22 protein-coding genes and 3 pseudogenes are annotated in these 21594 nt (G+C 47.3%); 10 read left to right on the top strand and 15 right to left on the bottom strand.

Features of this window, described 5'->3' with window-relative positions; translation table 11 throughout:
* Positions 1 to 220: 220 nt before the first annotated feature.
* Entirely contained in the window at positions 221 to 817 is a 597-nt protein-coding gene (locus HU824_RS16505) for an ACP phosphodiesterase (protein WP_176469427.1), read from the bottom strand.
* Entirely contained in the window at positions 814 to 1473 is a 660-nt protein-coding gene (gene lipB, locus HU824_RS16510) for a lipoyl(octanoyl) transferase LipB (RefSeq protein ID WP_176469428.1), read from the bottom strand. Before lipB ends, HU824_RS16505 begins: the two co-directional genes overlap by 4 nt.
* Positions 1474 to 1807: 334 nt before the next feature.
* Here lipB and HU824_RS16515 point away from each other — a divergent pair.
* Positions 1808 to 2854, top strand: a pseudogene (locus HU824_RS16515) (site-specific integrase); the annotation flags it as partial.
* A gap of 196 nt (positions 2855 to 3050) precedes the next feature.
* On the opposite strand, the gene HU824_RS16520 reads toward HU824_RS16515, so the two are convergent.
* The 7 genes from HU824_RS16520 to HU824_RS16550 form a co-directional block, all read right to left on the bottom strand.
* On the bottom strand, positions 3051 to 4373 hold the full coding sequence (locus tag HU824_RS16520; RefSeq protein ID WP_027201744.1) for a sigma-54 dependent transcriptional regulator: 1323 nt from the start codon (positions 4371 to 4373) through the stop codon (positions 3051 to 3053).
* Complete coding sequence (locus tag HU824_RS16525; RefSeq protein WP_027201743.1) at positions 4366 to 6675, bottom strand: ATP-binding protein; 2310 nt, start codon at positions 6673 to 6675, stop codon at positions 4366 to 4368. Before HU824_RS16525 ends, HU824_RS16520 begins: the two co-directional genes overlap by 8 nt.
* Positions 6676 to 6981: 306 nt before the next feature.
* The gene (locus HU824_RS16530) at positions 6982 to 9273 is read right to left on the bottom strand and encodes a TonB-dependent receptor domain-containing protein (protein ID WP_034502598.1); all 2292 of its coding nucleotides are present in this window, start codon (positions 9271 to 9273) and stop codon (positions 6982 to 6984) included.
* 28 nt (positions 9274 to 9301) lie between these two features.
* Positions 9302 to 10150 carry a hypothetical protein gene (locus tag HU824_RS16535; protein WP_027201741.1) on the bottom strand — a complete coding sequence of 283 codons (849 nt, stop codon included), beginning with the start codon at positions 10148 to 10150 and terminating at the stop codon, positions 9302 to 9304.
* Positions 10151 to 10255: 105 nt separating this feature from the next.
* On the bottom strand, positions 10256 to 10825 hold the full coding sequence (locus HU824_RS16540; protein WP_027201740.1) for a Crp/Fnr family transcriptional regulator: 570 nt from the start codon (positions 10823 to 10825) through the stop codon (positions 10256 to 10258).
* A 258-nt stretch (positions 10826 to 11083) separates the two neighbouring features.
* Positions 11084 to 11518 carry a conjugal transfer protein MobA gene (mobA, locus tag HU824_RS16545; RefSeq protein ID WP_121737300.1) on the bottom strand — a complete coding sequence of 145 codons (435 nt, stop codon included), beginning with the start codon at positions 11516 to 11518 and terminating at the stop codon, positions 11084 to 11086.
* Between the two features lie 280 nt (positions 11519 to 11798).
* Positions 11799 to 12266, bottom strand: coding sequence for a DUF3408 domain-containing protein (locus tag HU824_RS16550; RefSeq protein WP_121773632.1), 468 nt, complete (start codon positions 12264 to 12266; stop codon positions 11799 to 11801).
* A gap of 300 nt (positions 12267 to 12566) precedes the next feature.
* On the opposite strand from HU824_RS16550, the gene HU824_RS16555 reads away from it, so the two are divergent.
* The 3 genes from HU824_RS16555 to HU824_RS16565 are packed head-to-tail and all read left to right on the top strand — an operon-like array spanning position 12567 to position 13472.
* Entirely contained in the window at positions 12567 to 12752 is a 186-nt protein-coding gene (locus tag HU824_RS16555) for a hypothetical protein (RefSeq protein ID WP_155268273.1), read from the top strand.
* A 56-nt stretch (positions 12753 to 12808) separates the two neighbouring features.
* Positions 12809 to 13120 (top strand): helix-turn-helix domain-containing protein, encoded by a 312-nt coding sequence (locus HU824_RS16560; protein ID WP_057329350.1) that lies wholly within the window; start codon positions 12809 to 12811, stop codon positions 13118 to 13120.
* Between the two features lie 46 nt (positions 13121 to 13166).
* Complete coding sequence (locus HU824_RS16565; RefSeq protein WP_057329351.1) at positions 13167 to 13472, top strand: helix-turn-helix domain-containing protein; 306 nt, start codon at positions 13167 to 13169, stop codon at positions 13470 to 13472.
* A 96-nt stretch (positions 13473 to 13568) separates the two neighbouring features.
* Here the strand turns inward: HU824_RS16565 and HU824_RS16570 are convergent, their stop codons facing one another.
* The 4 genes from HU824_RS16570 to HU824_RS16585 are packed head-to-tail and all read right to left on the bottom strand — an operon-like array spanning position 13569 to position 16679.
* On the bottom strand, positions 13569 to 13823 hold the full coding sequence (locus HU824_RS16570; protein WP_081032024.1) for a hypothetical protein: 255 nt from the start codon (positions 13821 to 13823) through the stop codon (positions 13569 to 13571).
* Entirely contained in the window at positions 13820 to 14194 is a 375-nt protein-coding gene (locus HU824_RS16575) for a hypothetical protein (RefSeq protein WP_057329352.1), read from the bottom strand. The genes HU824_RS16570 and HU824_RS16575 overlap by 4 nt, the downstream gene beginning before the upstream one ends.
* A 21-nt stretch (positions 14195 to 14215) precedes the next feature.
* Positions 14216 to 15436 carry a site-specific integrase gene (locus HU824_RS16580; RefSeq protein ID WP_121773633.1) on the bottom strand — a complete coding sequence of 407 codons (1221 nt, stop codon included), beginning with the start codon at positions 15434 to 15436 and terminating at the stop codon, positions 14216 to 14218.
* A gap of 13 nt (positions 15437 to 15449) precedes the next feature.
* Entirely contained in the window at positions 15450 to 16679 is a 1230-nt protein-coding gene (locus tag HU824_RS16585) for a site-specific integrase (protein ID WP_121773634.1), read from the bottom strand.
* A 285-nt stretch (positions 16680 to 16964) separates the two neighbouring features.
* Here HU824_RS16585 and HU824_RS19860 point away from each other — a divergent pair.
* Positions 16965 to 17171: pseudogene (locus HU824_RS19860) on the top strand (tyrosine-type recombinase/integrase); the annotation flags it as partial.
* 12 nt (positions 17172 to 17183) lie between these two features.
* Positions 17184 to 17546 carry a RhuM protein gene (locus tag HU824_RS16595; RefSeq protein WP_121737170.1) on the top strand — a complete coding sequence of 121 codons (363 nt, stop codon included), beginning with the start codon at positions 17184 to 17186 and terminating at the stop codon, positions 17544 to 17546.
* A 348-nt stretch (positions 17547 to 17894) separates the two neighbouring features.
* Here the strand turns inward: HU824_RS16595 and HU824_RS16600 are convergent, their stop codons facing one another.
* Both HU824_RS16600 and HU824_RS16605 read right to left on the bottom strand, forming a co-directional pair.
* Positions 17895 to 18197 (bottom strand): helix-turn-helix domain-containing protein, encoded by a 303-nt coding sequence (locus HU824_RS16600; RefSeq protein ID WP_121737171.1) that lies wholly within the window; start codon positions 18195 to 18197, stop codon positions 17895 to 17897.
* A gap of 36 nt (positions 18198 to 18233) precedes the next feature.
* Positions 18234 to 18527: a helix-turn-helix domain-containing protein gene (locus HU824_RS16605; protein WP_123550623.1), complete on the bottom strand. Its 294-nt coding sequence runs from the start codon at positions 18525 to 18527 to the stop codon at positions 18234 to 18236.
* 223 nt (positions 18528 to 18750) lie between these two features.
* Between HU824_RS16605 and HU824_RS16610 the strand changes: the two genes are divergently transcribed.
* The 4 genes and pseudogenes from HU824_RS16610 to HU824_RS16625 form a co-directional block, all read left to right on the top strand.
* Positions 18751 to 19095, top strand: coding sequence for a helix-turn-helix domain-containing protein (locus HU824_RS16610; protein WP_123400611.1), 345 nt, complete (start codon positions 18751 to 18753; stop codon positions 19093 to 19095).
* A 3-nt stretch (positions 19096 to 19098) separates the two neighbouring features.
* Positions 19099 to 19449 carry a helix-turn-helix domain-containing protein gene (locus HU824_RS16615; RefSeq protein WP_123550622.1) on the top strand — a complete coding sequence of 117 codons (351 nt, stop codon included), beginning with the start codon at positions 19099 to 19101 and terminating at the stop codon, positions 19447 to 19449.
* A gap of 19 nt (positions 19450 to 19468) precedes the next feature.
* On the top strand, positions 19469 to 21052 hold the full coding sequence (locus HU824_RS16620; protein ID WP_176469429.1) for a DUF4099 domain-containing protein: 1584 nt from the start codon (positions 19469 to 19471) through the stop codon (positions 21050 to 21052).
* A gap of 59 nt (positions 21053 to 21111) precedes the next feature.
* Positions 21112 to 21471, top strand: a pseudogene (locus tag HU824_RS16625) (toprim domain-containing protein); the annotation flags it as partial.
* Positions 21472 to 21594: the final 123 nt, after the last annotated feature.

Here is a 21594-nt window from a genome sequence, read left to right on the forward strand (position 1 = left end):
ATATTCAATGGGACGAACTGGAACAAGGTGAACAGCAAGGGAGGGTACATCATCTCGGTACTGGCGAGGGAGAAGCGGAGTACGGGAAGCTGATTAAGCAGGGCACAAGATATCAATAACATGTCATGCAGGAAATTAACAACGTGTGATACAAGAAACAAATATCGTGCCGGCAGGAAATTAATTTCTTGCCGACACGATACGAATTTCTTCTTCGTCCTTAGAGTTGTGACTCATAATTATGACGATATTCAGTGCAAAACTTCTGCAATTCAATAAAAAATGGCCGGAACACAGCAAACAGTTCCTCATCGTGCTCTTCAAGGTAACGGATTGCCTTGTCTACGGATATATCAATATGATGATATTCCACCATGATGTTCAAAGACTCTCTTACTCCGTTCAGAGTGGCGTATTTCCGCAAACGGTCGGTCAGGATAAAATGCCAGATGAAACGTTTGAAGCGTAGCGGAAGATAGCGATAGTTCAAGAGAAGGGAAAGATAAAAAGTCCGGGTATACTTCCTCAAGGAAACCCCGGAAAACGACTCGAAACGGGAAGCCAGCAAATAATCGAAATAAATATCCAGCAATACCCCCGAATACCGTCCGAATTCAGGCTTAAGCCTATGCACAACCTCGCAGACTGCCGGATGATGGTCGGTATAGTCGTCAATAGCGCGGTGAAGCTGAATCCCCTTGGCCATATCCGGCGGATAATTTTTATAGGAACTTCCTTTTACGGCATCCCCTACAAAATTGCCCAACTGTACTTTTCTGTTCAGACCGGAAAGGAATATATGTGCCAGATAGTTCATGACAAAAGATTTACCAGCTCCTTACAAAGACGCTCCTTCACCTCTTCCATCGGCACTTCATGTCCCAGCTCTTTCTGCAAAGAAGTGACCCCCTTGTCTATGAATCCGCAGGGATTGATATAGCTGAAATAACGTAAATCGGTATTCACATTCAGTGCCAACCCGTGCATGGTAACGAAATGGCTGCTGCGCACGCCGATGGCACAAATCTTACGGGCACGGGGAGTATCGCCCTCCAACCATACGCCCGTTGCCTTCTCCAGGCGTCCGGCCACGATGCCAAACGAGGCACAAACACGGATTACCGCCTCTTCCAACAGATGCACATATTCCTTCAACCCCAAAGAAAAGTCCTCAAGGTTCAGAATAGGATAACAGACCAACTGTCCCGGACCATGATACGTAATGTCTCCGCCACGGTCTATATGATAGAGCGTAGCCCCTATCCTGCGCAGTTGTTCTTCTCCCAACAACATATTCCTTTCTTTCCCGCTACGCCCCAATGTATAGACATGGGGATGCTCGCAGAGCACAATATGATTGACATAGTCCTCTCCTGCCTGCTTGGCACGTACAAGTGCGTCAAACCATTCCGTCTGCCGGCTCCATGCTCCGGCGTAAGGAATCATGTTCCAATCTGATATTTCCAGTTTCATGCAAGCAAAGTTACTACAAAAAAGTGAAATGCGGAAAGATATAGTGATAGAATTGAGTTACAGGGGTTTTAGTCGTGCTTCCGATTATTCGTGAAGCCATCGCAATCACCGCTGAAGCCAAATCAGGACGCCGCTACGTTACTTGTCCGTAACCATGCCCGAAAGGGCGACAAACGGACACGGACAGCGAAACAAGACGTTAAGGATTAGTGAGTTATTGACAACTCACGCAACAAATCCGGTTACGGAAAAAGATTGCGCCGTTCCTCCCCGTTTTGCGTACCGACACCGGACTCTTCACCAACTAATTTTGAACCTAAAAAAAATAAGGACGATGAAGAGTACATTTTCAGTAATCTACTACATCAAGCGTCAGGTAGTGAAAAAGGACGGGACAGTGCCCGTCATGGGACGCATAACGGTGGACGGCAGCCAGACGCAGTTCAGTTGCAAACTGACCGTCGATCCCAAGCTGTGGGACACCAAAGGGGGACGTGTCACGGGCAGAAGCTCGGCGGCACTCGAAACGAACCGCATGCTCGATAAGATGCGTGTGCGCATCAACAAACATTATCAGGAAATCATGGAGCGTGACAACTTCGTCACAGCGGAAAAGGTCAAGAACGCCTTTCTCGGACTGGAACACCGCTACCACACGCTGATGCAGGTGTTCCGGCAGCACAACGAGGACTACGAGAAACAGGTGGAGGCTGGCATGAAAGCCAAAGGCACGCTCTTGAAGTACAAGACCGTTTACAAGCACCTGCAAGAGTTCCTCACCATCCGCTACCGCGTGAAGGACATCGCCCTGAAAGAGCTTACGCCCGCTTTCATTTCCGATTTTGAAATGTTCCTGCGCACTGACAAACACTGCTGCACCAACACCGTGTGGCTGTATGTCTGCCCGCTCCGGACGATGGTGTTCATCGCCATCAACAACGAGTGGCTCACGCGCGACCCGTTCAGGGAGTACGAAATCAAGAAGGAGGAAACGGTGCGCAGTTTCCTGACGAAAGATGAAATCCGGCTGCTGATGGAGGGCAAACTGAAGAACGCCAAGCAGGAGCTATACCGTGATTTATACCTGTTCTGCGCCTTCACGGGCCTGTCATTCGCCGACATGCGCAACCTGACGGAAGAGAATATCCGCACCTATTTCGACGAACACGAGTGGATAAACATCAACCGCCAGAAAACAGGTGTCGTTTCCAATATCCGGTTGCTTGACATAGCCAAGCGCATCATCGACAAATACCGGGGTCTGTGCGAGGACGGGAGGATATTCCCCGTGCCGCACTACATGACCTGCCTGTACGGAATCCGTGCCGTCGCCAAGCGTTGCGGCATAACCAAGCATATCACGTGGCATCAGAGAAGACATATCAAATTTTCTTTCTTGCTAAAATTCAAGCACTTGCAAATTTTTGCAGCTTGACAGGTAACGATTTAGAAAACAGCGAAATTCTGTGTTTCACTTCGTTTTGCAGTAATTCAAAAGAACGCTTTTCCTAAATGCAAAGGTAATATTATTTTTTGAATAATAAACCTTTGCAGATAGTCAAATTCAATAAAATCGGCTATGGTTGCTTGAATTTATATTTAAGTCCATACTCTTCAAGTTTACTGTATAGTGCCGACCTGCTTATTCCCAACAGTTCGGCGGCAAGGCTCCGATTGCCGTTCGCTTGTTTCAACGCACGCATTATCCGTTCCTTATCCTCTGCATCATTGCGCAGGGCGAAACTGACGGGTGAGGTCGGTTTCGTCACGGCAAGTTCCAGATGCTCTTTCGTTACAACACCTTCTTGCGCCTGCAATACCGCACCCATGATTTTCTGCCGAAGTTCCCGCACGTTGCCCGGCCATGTGTGGATCAGCAATGCTTTACGGGCTTCGGGACTGAATCCGCCCACATTACACTCCAGTTCCTTGTTGGCAATCTCACGGAAGAACTCTGCCAACGGCATAATGTCTTCCTGACAGTCACGCAACGACGGCACGCTTATCACGAAGTCGTGCAGACGGTAGAGTAAATCCTGCCGGAAACGCTTTTCACTCACTGCCGCCTCCAGATCCTCGTTGGTGGCGGCGATGATGCGGACATTGAAACTTCTGTCCGAATTGTCACCGACCGGGCGATAACGTCTCTCTTGTATGGCACGGAGCAACATCTGTTGGGTTTCCAACGCGAGGTTGCCCACCTCGTCCAGAAACAACGTGCCACCTTCCGCTTCATGGAAATACCCTTTCTTGGTGCTGTCTGCACCTGTAAACGCTCCCTTGACGTGTCCGAAGAATGCCGACGGCGCAAGTTCTTTTGAGAGTGAACCGCAGTCAACCGCCACGAAGGGTTTGCCCGCACGTTTGCTCTTGTCGTGTAGGTAATGGGCGATATGCTCCTTGCCCGTGCCGTTCTCTCCGAATATCATCACACTCATATCGGTAGCGGCTACCAACCTTATGCGATGCATGATTTTCTGAAAGGCGGAACCTTCACGGACGAACACGGGCATACGGCGGTGTCCCATCTGACGCTCCTTCTGTATGGAACGGAGAAGTGGAATGAGTTTGTCCTCTATCAGTTTTTTAGGTATATAGTCTATCGAACCGAGTTTCATGCTCTCCACGGCAGTATGTACTTCGGCATAGTCGGTCATGATGATGAACGGCTGCATCTTTCCTTCCTTGCGCATCCAACGCAGCATGTCTATACCGTTGCCGTCAGGCAGGCGCAGGTCGGCAACTACTATGTCATTATCCGTTGCCTGTTGCAGATGTTTCTTCGCTGTCGATAGGTGGTAAGCTTTCACGGTATGGTAGCCCTCCCGTGCCAGCAGGTTGCAGACATATTCGCAATACACGATGTTGTCCTCCACCACGATTATTCTGGTCTTATCCATTTTCGTATTTTCTCCTTTCCTCTTTTGCCAGCCGGATTATTTCCGCGCCCTTATTCAATACTGCGGTAACAGCATGGCTTAACTCACTTTCTTCCGGTATAGCCTTTCCATGAAGCAATCCGTAAAGTTCCCTCAGCGGTTGGTCGGCACGGAGTACCTCCCACGAGCTACGCAAGTGGTGTGTCAAGGCATCAAGTTCTTGCAGGTCGTTTCGCGTTGCCGCATCCTGCATCAAGCGCATTTCCTTTTCAGTTTCCGTTATCAGTTTCTCCAGCATGACGGCCTCATTGCCGTATGACAGCAAGGTGGATAAGTCCGGCTTTCCGTCCAGAGTTTCTTTTATGCCGCACTTGTCCGAGACCTCCATCAGCTCCGATATGGAGAACGGCTTGAACAGGCATCCGGCAAAGCCTTTTGCCAAAAGTTCCTCCGCATCGCAACTGCCCGAAGCGGTTGCCACGACCACGGGGATTATCTGTGAATTGCCCACGTTGGACGAACGCAGAAGTTCCAGCAACTCGAAACCGTTTATACCGGGCATATTCAAATCTGTCAGCAGCAGATTATATTCTTTCCGGCGTAGCATCTCCATCAGTTCCGCCGCATCGGTGCAAGTATCGCAGTGTATTCCCTCTTGGGCGTACATCTCTTTCTGCATCAGGAGCAACACCTCGTCATTGTCGATGGCGATGACATTGAGGTTTCTGTCTTTTCTGTGAATATACGTCTGTATTACTTGCTCCGGCACATCATCAGCTTTTTGCATCGGTATTTCCACCATGAAACGGCTTCCTTTCCCTTTTTCACTGTTCAGTCTGATTTTTCCATGAAGCATCGTCACGATATTATGAACGATGGCAAGTCCAAGTCCGAAACCGTCCTTTGCGGCGGCATTTGAGAGGCGTTCAAATGCGTCGAACACATGGTGCTGTTCCTCTTCGGTCATGCCCGTACCGGTGTCCTCGACGGTCAGTGTCAACACTCCGTTGGTATAGTCGGAAGTCAGTGACACACCACCTTTCTCTGTGAACTTGATGGCGTTTGACAGCAGGTTGTTACCGATTTGAACTATTCGCTCTTTGTCGGTCAATACAACAGCATCATTCCCGTTCTTCATGGTCAAGGACAGTCCCTTGTTCATGGCAACGGACATGAACTCCGTTTCAAGGATGTGCGTGATTGCTGAAATTCTGCAAGGTTGCATTTTGGGCTGTTCCTTGCCGTTATCCAAGCGGAAGAAGTCCAGCAGAGTGTTGAGCATAGCCCGCATACGGTCGGAGGATTGTTGTATGCTTTGAAGGAAATGCACATTGTTCCCATTGCTGCACTCTTTTTGCAACAGTTCGGCATAGCCTGTTATTGCCGTCAGCGGTGTACGCAACTCGTGGGTAATAGTATATACCGCTTTCTTTCGGGAGGTTATGAGTACCTCATTTTGTTGCACGGACTGTTCCAATTGCCCTATCAAATCCGTTGTCTGGCGTTTGTATCGTTTGATGCTCTTTGCATCATGGTGTATGATGATATAAGAAATGACCAACAGCAAAAGGACAAATCCCATCAAGCCGCCTATCTGCATAAATGATTTTTCACGCATGGCGGTTATCTCGGCTTCCCTGCTTTGTAAATCAGATTGTACCTTCTTTTCGATTTGGCAAATCAATCCTCGCAGTTGTCTGTTAAGTTCGGCATTACGAGCCGCAAGACTGTCGGCTTGTTCCGACAACCGACGGCTTTGTGCTTTCTGTTCGCTGACCATGTTTCTATCGGGAGAACGAAGCGTAGTCGTTGTTGTCAATGGCTTCGTTTTCTCTTTTTTACCGAATATGCCCAAGAATCCTTTGCGCTTCGGTTTCTTGGGCTGTTCCTGCACAATCTTCTGCACAATCACCGGTTCTTGGCTGGCTATCTTCCTGTTGATGGATTGTTGCTCATCCATTAACCGGACAATCTGGAATATCTGCCGTTCCTTATACTCCAAAAGACTGCGCACGCTGTCAACACGCTCAATTTTGTGAGTTACATTGAAACTGCATAATATACTGTCCAATGCAATACGTTGGGCATGGTAATTCTCCAAATCTGTTTCGTCCCAATCCAATATAGTTTCTCCCAACAAAGAGAACTCTATCAGTCGGATATGAATACGGTTTACATCCTTCCTGAATTCATTTATACGTCGATTGCCAACCTCCAATGCTTCCACTTCCTGCCATTCATGATGCCAAGTGTAGGCAATACATCCGATTAACAATGCAATAAGTGTATAGCCGAAAGCGACCGCTTTCTGAAGATGTTTCACTGTATGTTTACATCTATGATATTGACAGAAAAAAATTAATTATTTTGTTTTTCCAATTTTTGCAAATCCATTTGCATAGTTTCCTATAATATTGTGATTATCATCACAAATATATCCATTGAAGTAATATCCTATGAGTATTTTATTTTCGGTGAAAATATAGCCATTGGAATAGTTTCCAATCATTTTACCCTGGGTGTTAAATACATATCCATTTCGATAGGTAATCAGAGAAGTTTTATATGAGCATGAGTATAAGCATAAAACACTCAGAGTTAGCAACAATGTCCTCATATCATTTTTGAATTAGTATCTGAATCTTGATGTATCTATTCCTTTTATCTCCTTTTTCTTATATCCGCCAAAACAATAACTGAAATGCAAAGTAAATGAACGTGAATAAAATCCGCTGTTCATATCCAAGTGTTGCCCCTTAAAGCGGACTTTTGTTGCAGGCATTCCTGTATCAAATATGTCATTGCAACGGGCTGATAAACTCAATTTGTCATTTGCAAAATTCCATTTTAATCCGGCAGTGAGATTAAAAATAGATTCTATATCAAATGTCCCTTGTATGACAGGAGTCTGTACATTCCCTATCAACTCGAAAGATAAATTCTTGTTTACTTTAAACGTGTTATCCAATGTGCCGCTAAATACCCATTTCCTCCGATTGAAAGGAATGTCGAAAAAATCATCACAGCGTTGGTGCATTTGCATTCCGACTAAGGAGAATCGGGAATCCAGCCAGTTTCCTGCTTTAAAGGGTACTATGATATTTGCTCCCCATAGCTGCATATAGTTCCAGTTTGTATTTTTATAGATCAGTGCCAGCCTGTCGGTAGATTGATAGGCGGCTTGTGTGAAATAATCCGATGTATGCGTGAAAAACAGACTGAAAATATACTTCTTCATGAAGATATAACTTCCATTCAGATTATAATTCGTCATCGGCTTCAAATTCGGTGTACCCCACAATTCTGTATATCCATTAAGATAACTGACGGAAGACTGCATATCCCAATAACTTGGATAGGTTTTATCCGTAGATAATGACAATTGAAACAGATGTTCCGGTGTTTTAAAATAGGTCAATGATGCTTGTGGAAAGACTGCCCATTTATGATAATTGCCAATCGTATAATACTCTCCTGTAGCAGAAACGGATAAAGATGTACCTGTTGCATAGTTTTTGCTCAACGACACATAAAAACTGGCAGTTTGTTCTCTCAGATTGGAATATGTATTTTGTGTTTGAATGTCACCTGTCACTTTATCGTAGGTTTGGAAATCAAGATCTTTGGCAAATCGATAGGAAACTCCATAACCCAAATTCCATCCTTTGGATAAAGAGTGTTTCCCGTCTACATAAATAGAATAGCGGTCTATCTTTTGTCCGCCAACCATAGAGAAACTACTCTGATTTCCATTTTGATAATCAGTATGTAAACATTGATTATTATTGGAAGTATAATAGGTATAGTCACCTCCTATTTCAAGACCGAATCCTGAATGATATTGCAATGTGACATTGTGCATTTGATTGTCAATATATTTATCAACATTACCGGTTTGGTAATTGCCTGATGTCCGGCTGTTATTATATTGGTCAGGGGTATAACTACCTGTGTAGGCAATATTGATATTGTTTTTATCGTTGAAATTATATTCAAAAGCGGCTCTAAGGTCATGCTTCCAATACTTGCTGCGCAACTGTTCATTTTGTGTGATAGAATGGAGTTCTTCTTTTAGCGTATGCTTGGAATCAAGGTCTATGTACTCCATTTTTTTTACGTTATTTACTCCATACATTACATCAAAAGCCATTTTAGGAGTTGACAACCGAAAGTTCCCGTTCATTCCCCCGTCATTGAAGTATTGGTTTTTATAGTCAGCACTTATCTCACCCTGAAAAGAGTAGTCGTTTGAACGCTTTAAAACAACATTAATAGCCGCGCCCCGTACATGATATTCAGGAGGCGCACTGTACATCACTTCCACTTTTTCCACACGATTAACCGGAGTATTGCGCAAAATCGTTTCAAGTTGTCCGGCATCCATTGTTGTTGGTTTGCCATTTAGAATAATCGTCAGTTTCCCGGCTCCTGCCAAAGTCAGTATTCCTCTCTCTTCTTGTACTCCCGGTATCTTTGTCAATGCTTCATAAGCATTGTTTACAAGTTGATTTTGGGTAAGGACAGCAAGATTATACCCTAAAAGTCCATTCTTCACTTTAACAAAAGGACGTTCTGCCTTTATAATAATTTCATCCAAAGCATAGTCTTTAGGTTGAAGTTGAATAGTTCCGACATCATTTCCCTTACCTGCCATTTGTTTGGTTTCATATAAAATGTGTTGTATTATCAAACGGTATTCTTCCTGTTGGCTATTAAAAACGAATATACCGTCAGTATTAGAGATGGATGCGGCTATATAGGTCGAATCCATCGCTTGCAGAATAATAGTCGCTCCGTCTATCGGTAGTTGTTCGGCATCTATTATTTTACCGCTAATCATTTGCCCATAAACAGTCGTTTGGGAGCAAACGAACGATAGGAAGAAAAATGTAAGTACTTTAATTTTGCGTAACTGCATCATACGAATTCAGTTGATTACAAGAAATCTATCAATCCAATATGTATTTCGGAATGGATACAAAGCTTATTATTCCTCTTATTCGATAGTCTGTATCAGGAACGGTCAATATCATAGTCATATCTATGGGAGCAGGTGATTTGGTCAAAGCATTGTTTATAAGCCTTTCCCAATCGACGCCTAAGTAGGCTTGAATGACTTGTAGCACGTACGAAGAACTGGCTTCTTCGCCATACAGTTCTATTTGGAAATCATAGAACTTCGACGCAGTAGTTCCAGCATCAGCGGGATTGTGTTTGTATAAGCGTAAGTTGGGAATAGCGTATTTAGTGGGTGCCGCACCTGTGTCGGCATTCTGCGTGATGAAGAACTCGTAACCGCTGTCTTTTAGTATAGGCTTGTTATATATGTTATCTTGGTCGAACAGATAGTAGTCCTGAGCTTGATTGTTCACTAAAAAGAGTGTGGTGCCTGCCGGCAATATCGGGTAGTTGCTGTCATTGATAACGTATGCAAGGTAGCAATCTGTTACTTTCACTTCAATAGTTTCTTTATCTCCTGTCACATTGTCTATAATGGACAGCATGGTACTTCCTTTCTGTTTTCCGAACAAAGAGACAACACCTCCCGGCTTGTCTGCATATAACTTGCCATTATAAGTGGCTTGCAAAATATTTTCATCTTCTATCGCCAAACTAATATCCCCACTACCATTTGTTATGTAGATGCTGTTAGTTTCTTGTCCTAATCTTACCTCATAGTAAGTATCTCCAAGACAGAACGGAGTAATCGCTTCATTTTCGTTATTATCATCACTGCAACTTGTCAGTGACCATATGCTTAGCAGCAATGCTATATGCCAGAATTTAAGTTGGTTCATATTACTTTTTTTGGTTGTTATAATCAGTGCAAAGTTACGGGCATTAAACGAAACAACTCTCAAACTAAGTTGAGAGTTGCACAGAAGGGTATTTTTTCGGAGATGCTATTTCTCTCCAAAAGTAATCTCCTTGCGAATACGGCTAAGATATGTTGGCGTTATTTGCAGATAAGATGCCAATTCTTTAAGTGTGATGTTTTGCAGTATATCAGGGCAACACCTTAATAAATGGATATAATGTTCCTTTGCAGACAGACGATACATATTCAGAAAACTATCGTATGCCTGAATGAAAAATCCGTCCGATATAGCACTATGCAGCTTAGGTTCTTTCTCGAATAGTTCATCCACAATGTTTCGGTTACATACATAAACTTCAGAATCCTTTGCCGCTATAATATCTGCTGCAACAGGAGTATTCATCACCAGACTTGAATAATCACCTATCGGAGTATCACAAAATGAAAATCCGGTAATATGAATATTACCCTCTGAGTCTATCACAGAATACTTGAAATATCCGTGTTTAATGAATCCCCATACACATTTTGTGGTTTCTCCACGATGAAGAAAATATTCACCTTTTTTGTATGAGCGTAACTTACCCTCTTTGGTGCATAGTTCGCGCCAAAAGTTCAAATCAATTTTATCTATATAGAGATTGAATTTATCCATATAATAGTCTGTATGACATCTATTTGCAAAGGTAGTGATTTTATTTCAAACTATCTATAACATAACATGTAAATGAAGCCATTCAGACTACAATTCACTCTAAATGGCTTCTTGGGACTATTAAAATTTTACATTTTCATTCCTATCGGTCGGTTCTCATCCTTGACATACAGCCCCGGACGCACGATTGTGACATGGTCGGCAATGAAATTGCCCGTGGGAATTCGTTCACTTGCCGGACTGCTTATCAAAGGAGCATTATGCCATGGAATCGTCCCATCTTTGTTGCCACTTAGCCTCCATCTCCCTCGAAAGCTCCACAATCTCCCGGCTCAGTTTCACGAGGTCGATGGTACACTTCTCCAGCTTGTAGAGCAACACCATCGCCTTTTTCTCCGAAAAGTGGATGCGCAGCTCTTTAACGACCTGATTGTAGTTCGTGCCTATGCAGCGGAACTGGACATGGAAATCCGACAGCTTGGTGTAGTAGTCCAGCATCGTCTTGTCCACCTTCAGCACCTTGAACTTCTGTCCGAAGAAGTGCGCTTTTAGAAAGACTGCTTTCGCATACACGTTCGATTCCTCGTACATCGTCAGGAACCTGTTCCATTCCACATCGTCGAAGCGCACCATCACGCAGTGCGTCTTCGGGTTCAACTTGGGATTTCTCCCGTACTTAGTCTTCTTTTTCATACTTCTTAATTCTTTTAATTTTATGGCTTGTCTATTGCTTAATCTTTGATTAAAGAACCCCGAAATTATCCGACTGCGGAGGATAATTCTGCCCACGGCGGTGAAGGCATTTTCAGTTACTTAGAATTATTCGGGTAACTGAAAATATACCTTGCTGTGTCTTTGAGGACACAAAAATCCTCCGCCTGTCGGATTTGTTTCCGGGTGTACTCACTCATCTTGGGTATCGGTTAAGCCGATGAAGTGTATTCACCAGCCCAACCGACTTTCTGTAATCCCGTCAGAGCTTGCGCCACTGCTCGATGTCGTTCCGATAGGTGTCGAGGTGCAGGCGGACGAGGTTTTCAATCAGCCCCGATGCGCTCATGCCCTTTCCTCCGAGGAAGCGGACAACCCTGTCGAGTTCGTCACGCACCGTCTCGCTGACGAACACGGGCTTGCGGTTGACAAGTTTCGGGACTTTCAAGTAGGTGGCGCGGTACTCCTCCAACGACAACCTGCGCTGCTTGCTGCTGACACGCTTCTGCAGCATTGCCGTTTTCTCGACCGCCTCACTTGACGGTTCATCCGCCATAGCGGTCTCCGTTTCCTCCGTAACGATATTGCCGGGCAGTTCCAGCTCATCCGGCTCCAGACCGATACGTCTGTAGATGTCATTCATCGACTTGGGAGTGTAGGATTCCCTGCGTCCCATCTTTTCCACGATTTCACGAGCCTGCTGCTCTGTAATGTTTGGTTCTCTCTTCATTGTAAAAAACAAATTGATTAAGTTATTAACTGTGGTCTTGGTAAACACCTTGACCGATTATCGGGAGCAAAGTAAGGTGCTTTAATACAGTCAGTCAAGCACTTGGATTCTCTTAGGCAATTTTGTGTGGTTTTGCATTATGGCGGTTGATAAAGCGGTGAGGACTTCACCGTTTTGCCGGATGTATATGCCCGAAAGGGCAAAGACTCAATTGTAGGCGAATTTGAATTAAGTCCTTATTTTTCCCCTTGCCACCTTTCTATTTTTTAGAATTAAGAAGATAACCGCTGCCTCCAGCCAATGCCAACCTCTACCACCCTGTGCCACTTGCTGCCAGACCTGATTGAAACCATTGCCGGATGCCGGATTATGTATTTCTTTGCAGGAGAAGGAATGATAGCCGCCAAAGGGAAGTCAGCATCCCGGACAATGACTGCCGTATCAGCGCAACACGCTTCCACTTTCGGGGAACCTATTGTCAGGTAACGGATTATATATTCCTTTGCGGCAAAAGAAACAGTAACAACTAAAAGAAAGACAATATGGAAATCGTATCAATCGAGAGAAAGACCTTCGAGGAACTGGTCGCCAAGTTCGACCGCTTCGTCAGCCGTATGGATGCCATCTGCCATCGTCACGGCGAAAAGAAAATGAGCGAGTGGATGGACAATCAGGACGTGTGCCGGATGCTCAACATCAGCCCCCGAACCTTGCAGACGCTTCGGGACAACGGCACGTTGGCTTATTCGCAGATAAACCACAAGACCTATTACCGTCCCGAAGACGTGCAACGCATCGTTTCCATCGTGGAGGACAGGCGAAAAGAAGCAAAGTTCAAAGGCAGAACAATCTGATAACCGAATAGAGTAATAACAATAATTCCACTAAATCCAAAGTAATATGAACGAACTGATTAACAAAGACAACGAGTGGATAATCCACTTCTTGGGCAGCCTTGACCGTCTGCTGGACAACGTAGAGCATCTGACCGCAAACTACCGCCCGACACTGAACGGGGAGCGTTTCTTCACAGACAAGGAAGTGTCGGCACGGTTGAAAGTGAGCCGCCGGACGCTTCAGGACTACCGCAACGAGGGACGTATAGCCTACATTCAGTTGGGCGGCAAAATCCTCTACCGTGAATCCGACATCGAAAGGATGCTGGCTGACGGCTACCAATCCGCCTACCGACTGAAGGCAACCTGATTTTCTTGAAGGAGCGCAGTTTGCCGTCTGCCCTATGTTTGCGGCAGCAATGGAACTTCGGCAAAAAGACAAAAGGAACGGCTTACAGATGAAGCATCAATGTTTAGCTTCGTCTGTAAGCCGTTCCTCTATTTCTTCTGATTTCCCGCCAGTCGCTTGTTTCCGTTGCCGGATGCCTTTCAAGCGTGTGGATGGCAGTGGCAAGGTTTTCGGGCGGAATACGCTCAAACCCGTTTGAGGAAGATTCTGCCTGAAACGGCTCTGCCGCCTGACCTTGCCAATGCCGTCAAAGCCACACGCTACCTTTGCATCCGAGCATCGGGAACAGGTGGCTGACGGGATGAACCTCAACTATACCATAGGTTACTGCCCTTACCGCAAGAGAAGAACAATGTTGTCGGACTTCCTTTCTTGGAGGCGCAGATTTCATTTATTACGAACCGTCTGAACTGAAAACTTTCTTTACTGCATATCCTGAATGCAATGGCTATAATCATTTCAAGGTTATACACATCATAGCTGATGCCGTCAGTTTGCTTGATATACTTCATTGTATAAGTTTCACTCAATTCCTTGTTCTTGTAGATTGCCCGTATCGCCTTGCGGATGTCGCACGAGAACACCCCAAACAGGTCGGCTATCTCAAACTGGGTCATCCACACGGGGGCAGTTGGTACGGTGACCACCCCCGTTTCACTGATTGTTATTATTCCTCTGTTCATAATTCATCTATTTTATAATGGTTATTTACTATTCTCTTTCTTTTCGCCAGCCGATATTTTCTTTCTCCGCTCCATCAGTTTGTCCATATCCTTGGAGATTTTATCGTCTGTTATCCGTGCATATCCCTGTGTCGTCCTGATATTGGAGTGTCCCATCATCTTGGCGATGCTCTCAATGGGTATGTCCGCTGAAATCAGGAAAGTGCCGAAGCTGTGCCGACTTTGATGATAGGTCAAGTTATCCTCTTTTCCTATGGTTATTCCCAACTCGTGAACCTCAAACCATAGGGCATCACGGTTGGGAAGAGGAAACACGGGCTTCTCATCATCAGTTGTGTTATACAGCGACAATATCTGTTCCGCTATGGGATGTAAGGGTATGAACGCCTCCACTTTTGTCTTCTTGCGGTTGATGCGGATGTAGCGTCTGCCCTCCGCATTCGTCCCGATATGATGGGGATGCAGCAGTTGTATGTCTGCATACGCCAGTCCGGTCAGGGTCGAGAAGATGAAAGCCCGTCTTGCCAGTTCCATCCGCTTGTCATACATCGGTGTGGAAAGTATCTTCTTGAACTCATCACGGCTGATGTACCTGTGTCTTGCCTCAGGTTTCGTTTCATATTCCAAATCCTCGCAGGGGTTCACACGGATAATCTCCTTATCGACTGCAAGGTACAATAATCGGTTCAGCCAACGCAGACAATGGTTTGTTTGGGAAACTCCGAAGTTCTTGCATTTCTTCAAATGGGCTTTGTAGGACTTGCCGAAATCCTCCGTCACTTCTTCAAGAGGAATGTCCTTTTTCCCGGTTGACGCTATAAAGTCCGTCAGGTACTTCTGGTAGTACATTGAAGCCCGATAGGAAGAAGTGGAATCAATCTCTTCGGAATGTTTCTTCAACCGCTCACGTTCCCATTCTCCCATTTGCAATAAGGTAGTCGGATGAATGTTGTTCAAGGATATGTGGTTTTTCAGCATTTCGGCACTGACCACGCCTTGCGATTTCAGTATCTCGGTGTAGGCTTCTTCCGTCAGACGCAGGTATTCCCGTAAACGGTTGTTCTCCCTGATAATCTTTATCTCATTCTTCCTGCCGTTCCAGTCTTCTGGGCGGCAATAGATACCTGTGCTTATGACTGTCTGCTTGCCGTCAATGGTTATACGGCAAAGTACGGCGGTCGTACCGTCAGTCTTGACTTTGCTGCGGTTGATATAGGGCAATAGTGAAAAAGTGCTTCGCATATTGTTGTTGGGTTTATAGGGTGAGTTTGAAATCTTGGGTTGCTTCTATGAACTTGTCCATATCCTCGAACAGTTTTTTCGGGCTGACACGGGCATATACCTGAGTGGTGGAAATATCGGAGTGTCCCAACATCCGGCTGATGGTCTCGATAGGCACACCCGCTTCGAGCGTGATTAACGAGGCGAAACTATGCCTCGCCTGATGATAGCACAAGTCGTCCTTGATGCCAGCCAGTGCAGCTAACGCCTTCATGTGCCTTCTGAGATTTGACCAGCGCAGTAAAGGAAACAGGGTGTCCCTTTCCTCACTGTGATACTTCTCAATCAGATCAATCGCTTCCGGCAACAGTTTTACACTGGCACGAAGTTCGTTTTTCTTTCTCCGATACTTCAACCACAAAGCCCCGTCCTCATCCGTACATAGGTTCTCACGGGTAATTGAGACAACATCTGCATAACAGACCCCGGTGTAACACCCGAAGAGAAACATATCCCTTGCCAATATGTGGGATTTACGGTAAGCAGGTATTTCCACATCACGGATTTTTTCAAACGATTCACGGCTCAATGCCCGTGGGGTTTTATCTGACTGCTTAGGCAGGGTGAAATGCTGGAAGTGGCTCCTGTCTGCATAGCCCTCCTTGTATGCCAGACGGCATATCTTCTTCAAGATGGCAAGATGGTGGCGAACGGTATCTATCGCATATCCCTTGTTTTCCATAGCGAATGCCTGATAGTCGTGGATGAACTGCTCCGTCAGTTGCCCGAATGCCAAATCCTTGACCTTGTACTGATGTTCGATGAATTCACCGAGTGTCAGGCGCATATAGTGATAACCGGGATAAGTCCCTTTCGCCCGGTCAATGCCGATACGGGCTTTGAGGTCGTCACAGATAACGTCCGTCATTTTCATAAGGGTCATCTGTGTTTCCATGCTGCCTTGAAAATGGTTTTTCACATCGGTTGCATCAAAATCCACTTTACGGCTCATCAGATTATCGAAAGCGTTATTCACCGCCAACAGCAACTTTTCAATCTTGGCATTGATTTCCACCGCCTCCTTGCTCTTGCCGTTCAGACGGCTTTCACGGGGATTCCACAGTTCGGGGGTACAGGACAGCTTGCATCCGAACTGCGCCATCGTGCGGTTCACCGTGATGCGTCCCATGATGGGAGCCTTGCCCGACTTGTCCAGTCCGCTCTTTTTGAGGTAGAGCAGCACCTTGAATTTTTCTACTTTCATACGCTTATATTTTTAAGTGCAAATTTACTTGCCATATAAGCGTTCCTTGATATGCAAAACACTGTGTATGAGTGCAAACAAAACGGTGAGGATTTCTTTTTATCGCTTTCTGTTACCTATTCCCGTTTCGGTAACAGCCCGGCTAACGGTTTGGTAACTGAACAACCTCAATATTCCGTTGTGGTTTGCATTTTCTCAACTTGGCAGAATACTGAAATGTCGCTTATTTCTAACGGTTTACGTTTAATTTTTACCTGTTCGCTGTCGCTTGCTTTGCCGTGTATATTCCATCAAAGCCGCCACACGGCAGCCACGACGGTGTTCCTCTCCAACGGAGTGCCTATCGAAACTGTGAGTTCCATGTTAGGGCACAAGAGCATAAAGACAACGCAGATATACGCGAAAATAACCAAAGAGAAGCTCAACCAAGACATGGAGAACCTTGCCGCGAGATTGAACACGATTGAGGAATTTGCAGGTTGCACCATCTAAAAAAGAAAAGCCATGAAACGTGACATAATCATCATAGAGGACAAGGCGGTCCGCGTAACCGGTAACGAGATATGGATGACCGCCGGAGAAATCGCCGGACTGTTCCATACGGGCGTCCCGGCAGTGAACGCCGCCATCAGGGCCGTTCTAAAGACGGACGTGCTGAGCGATTACGAGGTATGCCGCTACATACAGCTCGAAAACGGTCTTTACGGGGATGTTTACTCGCTTGAAATCATCATCCCCGTCGCCTTCCGGCTGGACACCTACTGCACGCACGTGTTCCGCACGTGGCTGGTGGGCAAGGCACTCTCGAAGGAGAAGCGGCAGGCATACGTGATGTTCATACAGAACGGAAAAGCCGGGTATTGTTAAAAACGATGCTCTGTTAAAAAAGAAAGCTACCATAATGGTAGCTTTTTTTGTGGCAGGGCGGGATTCGAACCCTTGGAGCCTTCATCGCAATATATGGTTACACTTACTGTTTTCATGTGAACTTTTCTGTTTCGGCCTGCCGCTACAGCCCCTACCGCCTTCATTATAGTTCTTGTCATACTCGATGTCTCCTTTCCCAACGTATTAAAGATTGATACTGCTCCCAAGACAAGCTGGAAGTACGATGGCATTGGAAACCCAAGCGCACATGAGATTAAGCAAGTGATTACGACTAAGCGTAAACATGATGCAAAAATAACCTTTTTCTTTCAAAACGCCAAATAAGCATCATAGCGGCTTGCGGTAATTCGCTTCCAACAGTTCACGCAGCCCTGATTCGGGGTAAAGCACCTTCCCGCCTAAAAGGATAAAGGGCAGCACCCTGTTGTTGCGGTACTCCTGCAAGGTGCGGCGGCTGACACGAAGCAGTTCCGCCACCTCCCTGTCCGTCAGGTAACGCTCCCCGTCCAGCGGCGGGCGGTAACTCTCCAGAAAGGCGGAGAGCCATTTGGAGCCTTTGCGCATATTCTGCACCACGGTGGCAAGCGGCTCGTCCTCCATCGTAAACACTTCATTGTTCTCGTTCATCATAACTTCGGATTCAGTGGGTGAATAATAAAAATCAAATCATCTTCTGCCGGGATAGAGCGTGCCGATAAGCGGAATCAGCCGTCTGACCTCCTCCGGCTTGTAATAGAACCTGCGGTTAATCTGCGAGTAGCCGATAAGCCGCCTGTCGCGCAAGGTCTGCAACGTGCGCGGGCTGATCCTCAACTGCCCGCAGACCTCCTCGCCCGTGAGCCACCTTTCCAGCCGCCCTCCGTCGCTCTTGCGCCTCAGGGCGGCAACCTTCTCCGAGAGGGCGTTGAAGGACGCCACCATCATCTCGAAGGTCCTTTTCTCGATAGATACTATTTCCATAAGCAAAACATTTCAGAGTTTGCCGCAAAGGTAACGAAGCCGCCATGAACACGTGCCGTTTCACGCTAAAAGGCTGTATGTTGCGCTGTCTGTCCGGGTTACGGAGCCATTTCCCATAAAAATCTTACGTGAGACACGTAGTGAGCTGTTAAAGCCCCTTTTGTTTATTGCCGAATTTTGCCACATAAACCAAAAGAAAGGACTGAATATGAAAGTGATAACAATGGAAAGTTCCGCCTTCACCGCATTGACGGAACAGATAGCCGAGATAGCGGCACACGTGCGTGCCGTTTCCGGCGGGAGGAAGGAAGAAGCTCCCGACAGGCTGCTCACCACCCGCGAGGCGGCGCACCTGCTTAACGTGAGTTGCCGCACCCTCCAGCGTATGCGCAGCGAACAGCGCATCGGCTATGTGGTGCTTCGCGGCAAGTGCCGCTACCGGCAGTCTGAAATCGACCGCCTGCTTGCGGACTGCACCGTGGTGGAGGACGCGGCGACACCGACGGAACTGAAACGCAACCACACGCTGCGCACGGGCGGCGGCAAACCCAGAGGAAGGAGGACGTGACGTATGGAACTGCTTACCCGAAACAATTTCGAGGACTGGATGCGGAAACTGACGGAACGGCTCGACCGTCAGGACGAACTGCTGCTTTCCTTGCAGCCGTCCGGCAAAGCCCCGGACCCGATGGACCGTATCAGGATGTTCGACAACCAGGACCTCTGCATGCTGCTCCAGATCAGCAAGCGCACCCTGCAACGCTACCGCAGCACCGGCGCGTTGCCGTACAAGACGCTCGGCAAAAAGACCTATTACAGCGAGGAGGACGTGCTGGAGTTTCTTTCCAACCATGTCAAGGACTTCAAAAAGGAAGATATAGCCTTCTACAAGGCTCGTATCCATAATTTCTTTCAAAAATAACCATTAAAACATTTTTCAGATGGCAAAGAAAAAAGACGAAAAGGACGTGCTGATTGTCCGTGACGAGAAGACGGGCGAAATCAGCGTGGTAGCCGGGCTGAACGCCGACGGCACACCAAAGCGCATCCCCGCGAAAGCGGAGAACGCGCGGAGTTTCCTACAATTTGACCGCCACGGCGATGTGCTGGACAACTTCTTCAAGAACTTCTTCCGGCAGTGCAAGGAACCCAGCCGCTTCGGTTTCTACCATGTCGCGGCAGACCAAGCCGACAAACTGCTGGAGGTTATCAAGGACTTGCTGAAAGACCCCGACGGCAACAAGGAGATGCTTGCGCCCCACAAGGTGGACACCTCCGGCTACGAGAAGAAAGTGCAGGAGGAACAGGCGGCTGAAAAGCCGGAACAAACGGAACAGAAACAGGAAGAACCTAAAAAACAGGAAGAAATGGAACAGAAAAATGAACAGAATCAGGAAAGCCCGCAGCAGACGCAGGGCAACCGGGGCTACCAGCCCATCGACGAGAGCAAGATCAACTGGCAGGAGCTGGAAGATAAATGGGGTGTAAGACGCGATGACCTTGAGAAGTCGGGCGACCTGACCAAGATGCTCAACTACGGCAAATCCGATTTGGTGAGGGTGTCGCCCAATTTCGGCGGCGAGGCTTTCGAGCTGGACGCGCGCCTCTCCTTCAAGAAAGACAGCGAGGGTAATGTCAGCCTTGTGCCGCACTTCATACGCAAGGAGCAGAAGCTCGACGAGTACAAGGAACACAAGTTTTCCGATGAAGACCGTAAGAACCTGCGCGAAACGGGCAACCTCGGCAGGGTCGTGGACATCGTGGACAGGGAAACGGGCGAGATCATCCCCTCGTTCATCAGCATAGACCGCAAGACGAACGAGATTACCGACATCCCGGCAAACAAGGTGCGCATACCGGAGCGCATCGGCAAGACGGAAATCACCAAGCAGGAGCAGGACATGCTCCGCGCCGGGCTGCCCGTGCGCGACAAACTTATCGAGCGCAAGGACGGCAGGAAGTTCGTCACCACCCTTCAGGTGAACGTGGAGCAGCGAGGCGTGGAGTTCGTGCCGGGGACCGGCAGGTCGCCCCGTGCCGCACAGTCACAGGAAGCCAAGAACAACCCCGCACAGGGACAGGCACAGGACGCGGAGAACGCCGCAGCCATACAGAACCGGCAACGCCGCAACTCGTGGACGAACGCCGACGGCAGTATCCGCCCCATCAGCAAATGGAGCGGCGTGGAGTTCACCGAGCAGCAGAAAGCCGACTACGTGGCGGGCAAAGCCGTGAAACTGGAGAACGTGACCGACAAGCAGGGCTTCCACGCCACGATGTACATCAGGTTCAATCCGGAGAAAGGACGCCCGTACCGCTACGACACCGACCCCGACAACGCGCAGAAAGTCGCCCCATCCAACGAGAGCCGCACGCAGGTGGCTGTGAACAGCGAGGGCAAGACCAACGAAGCGACCAAGAACCTGAAAGAGCCGTTGCAGAAAGGACAGACCGCCCCGAAGGACACCGCGCAGCAACAGCAGCAGGAGAACGGCAAAAAGAGAAACAAGGGCATGAGGATGTAACCCCGTGTCCGCCACTGAATCCGAAGTAAACATTTGAAAATTTCAAAACAGAAAAAAACATGAAGACAATCATTGCTGAAAAGCCGTCTGTGGCACGTGAGATCGCCCGCATCGTGGGCGCGACAAAGAGAGAGGAAGGATATTTCGAGGGAGGCGGCTACGCCGTGACATGGGCGTTCGGACACCTCGTCCAGCTTGCCATGCCCGACGGCTACGGCATACGCGGCTTCGTCCGCGACAACCTGCCCGTCATCCCCGACACCTTCACGCTCGTCCCCCGTCAGGTAAAGACGGACAAGGGCTACAAGCCCGACAGCGGCGTGGTGTCGCAGATCAAGACCGTCACCCGGCTATTCAAGGAAAGCGAACAGATCATCGTGGCGACCGATGCCGGACGCGAAGGGGAGCTTATCTTCCGCTAGTGCGCCCATAAGGCTGCATAATAAATATCTCTTTAGCAAGAGATTAGGTTCGTGTTCTTCGAGATAATAACCTACTACCAACCGACTTATCCGGCGGGGAAACCCAATGGGGAGTGTAGC

The sequence above is a fragment of the Bacteroides sp. L10-4 genome (assembly GCF_013373675.1).
Lineage (GTDB): Bacteria > Bacteroidota > Bacteroidia > Bacteroidales > Bacteroidaceae > Bacteroides > Bacteroides muris.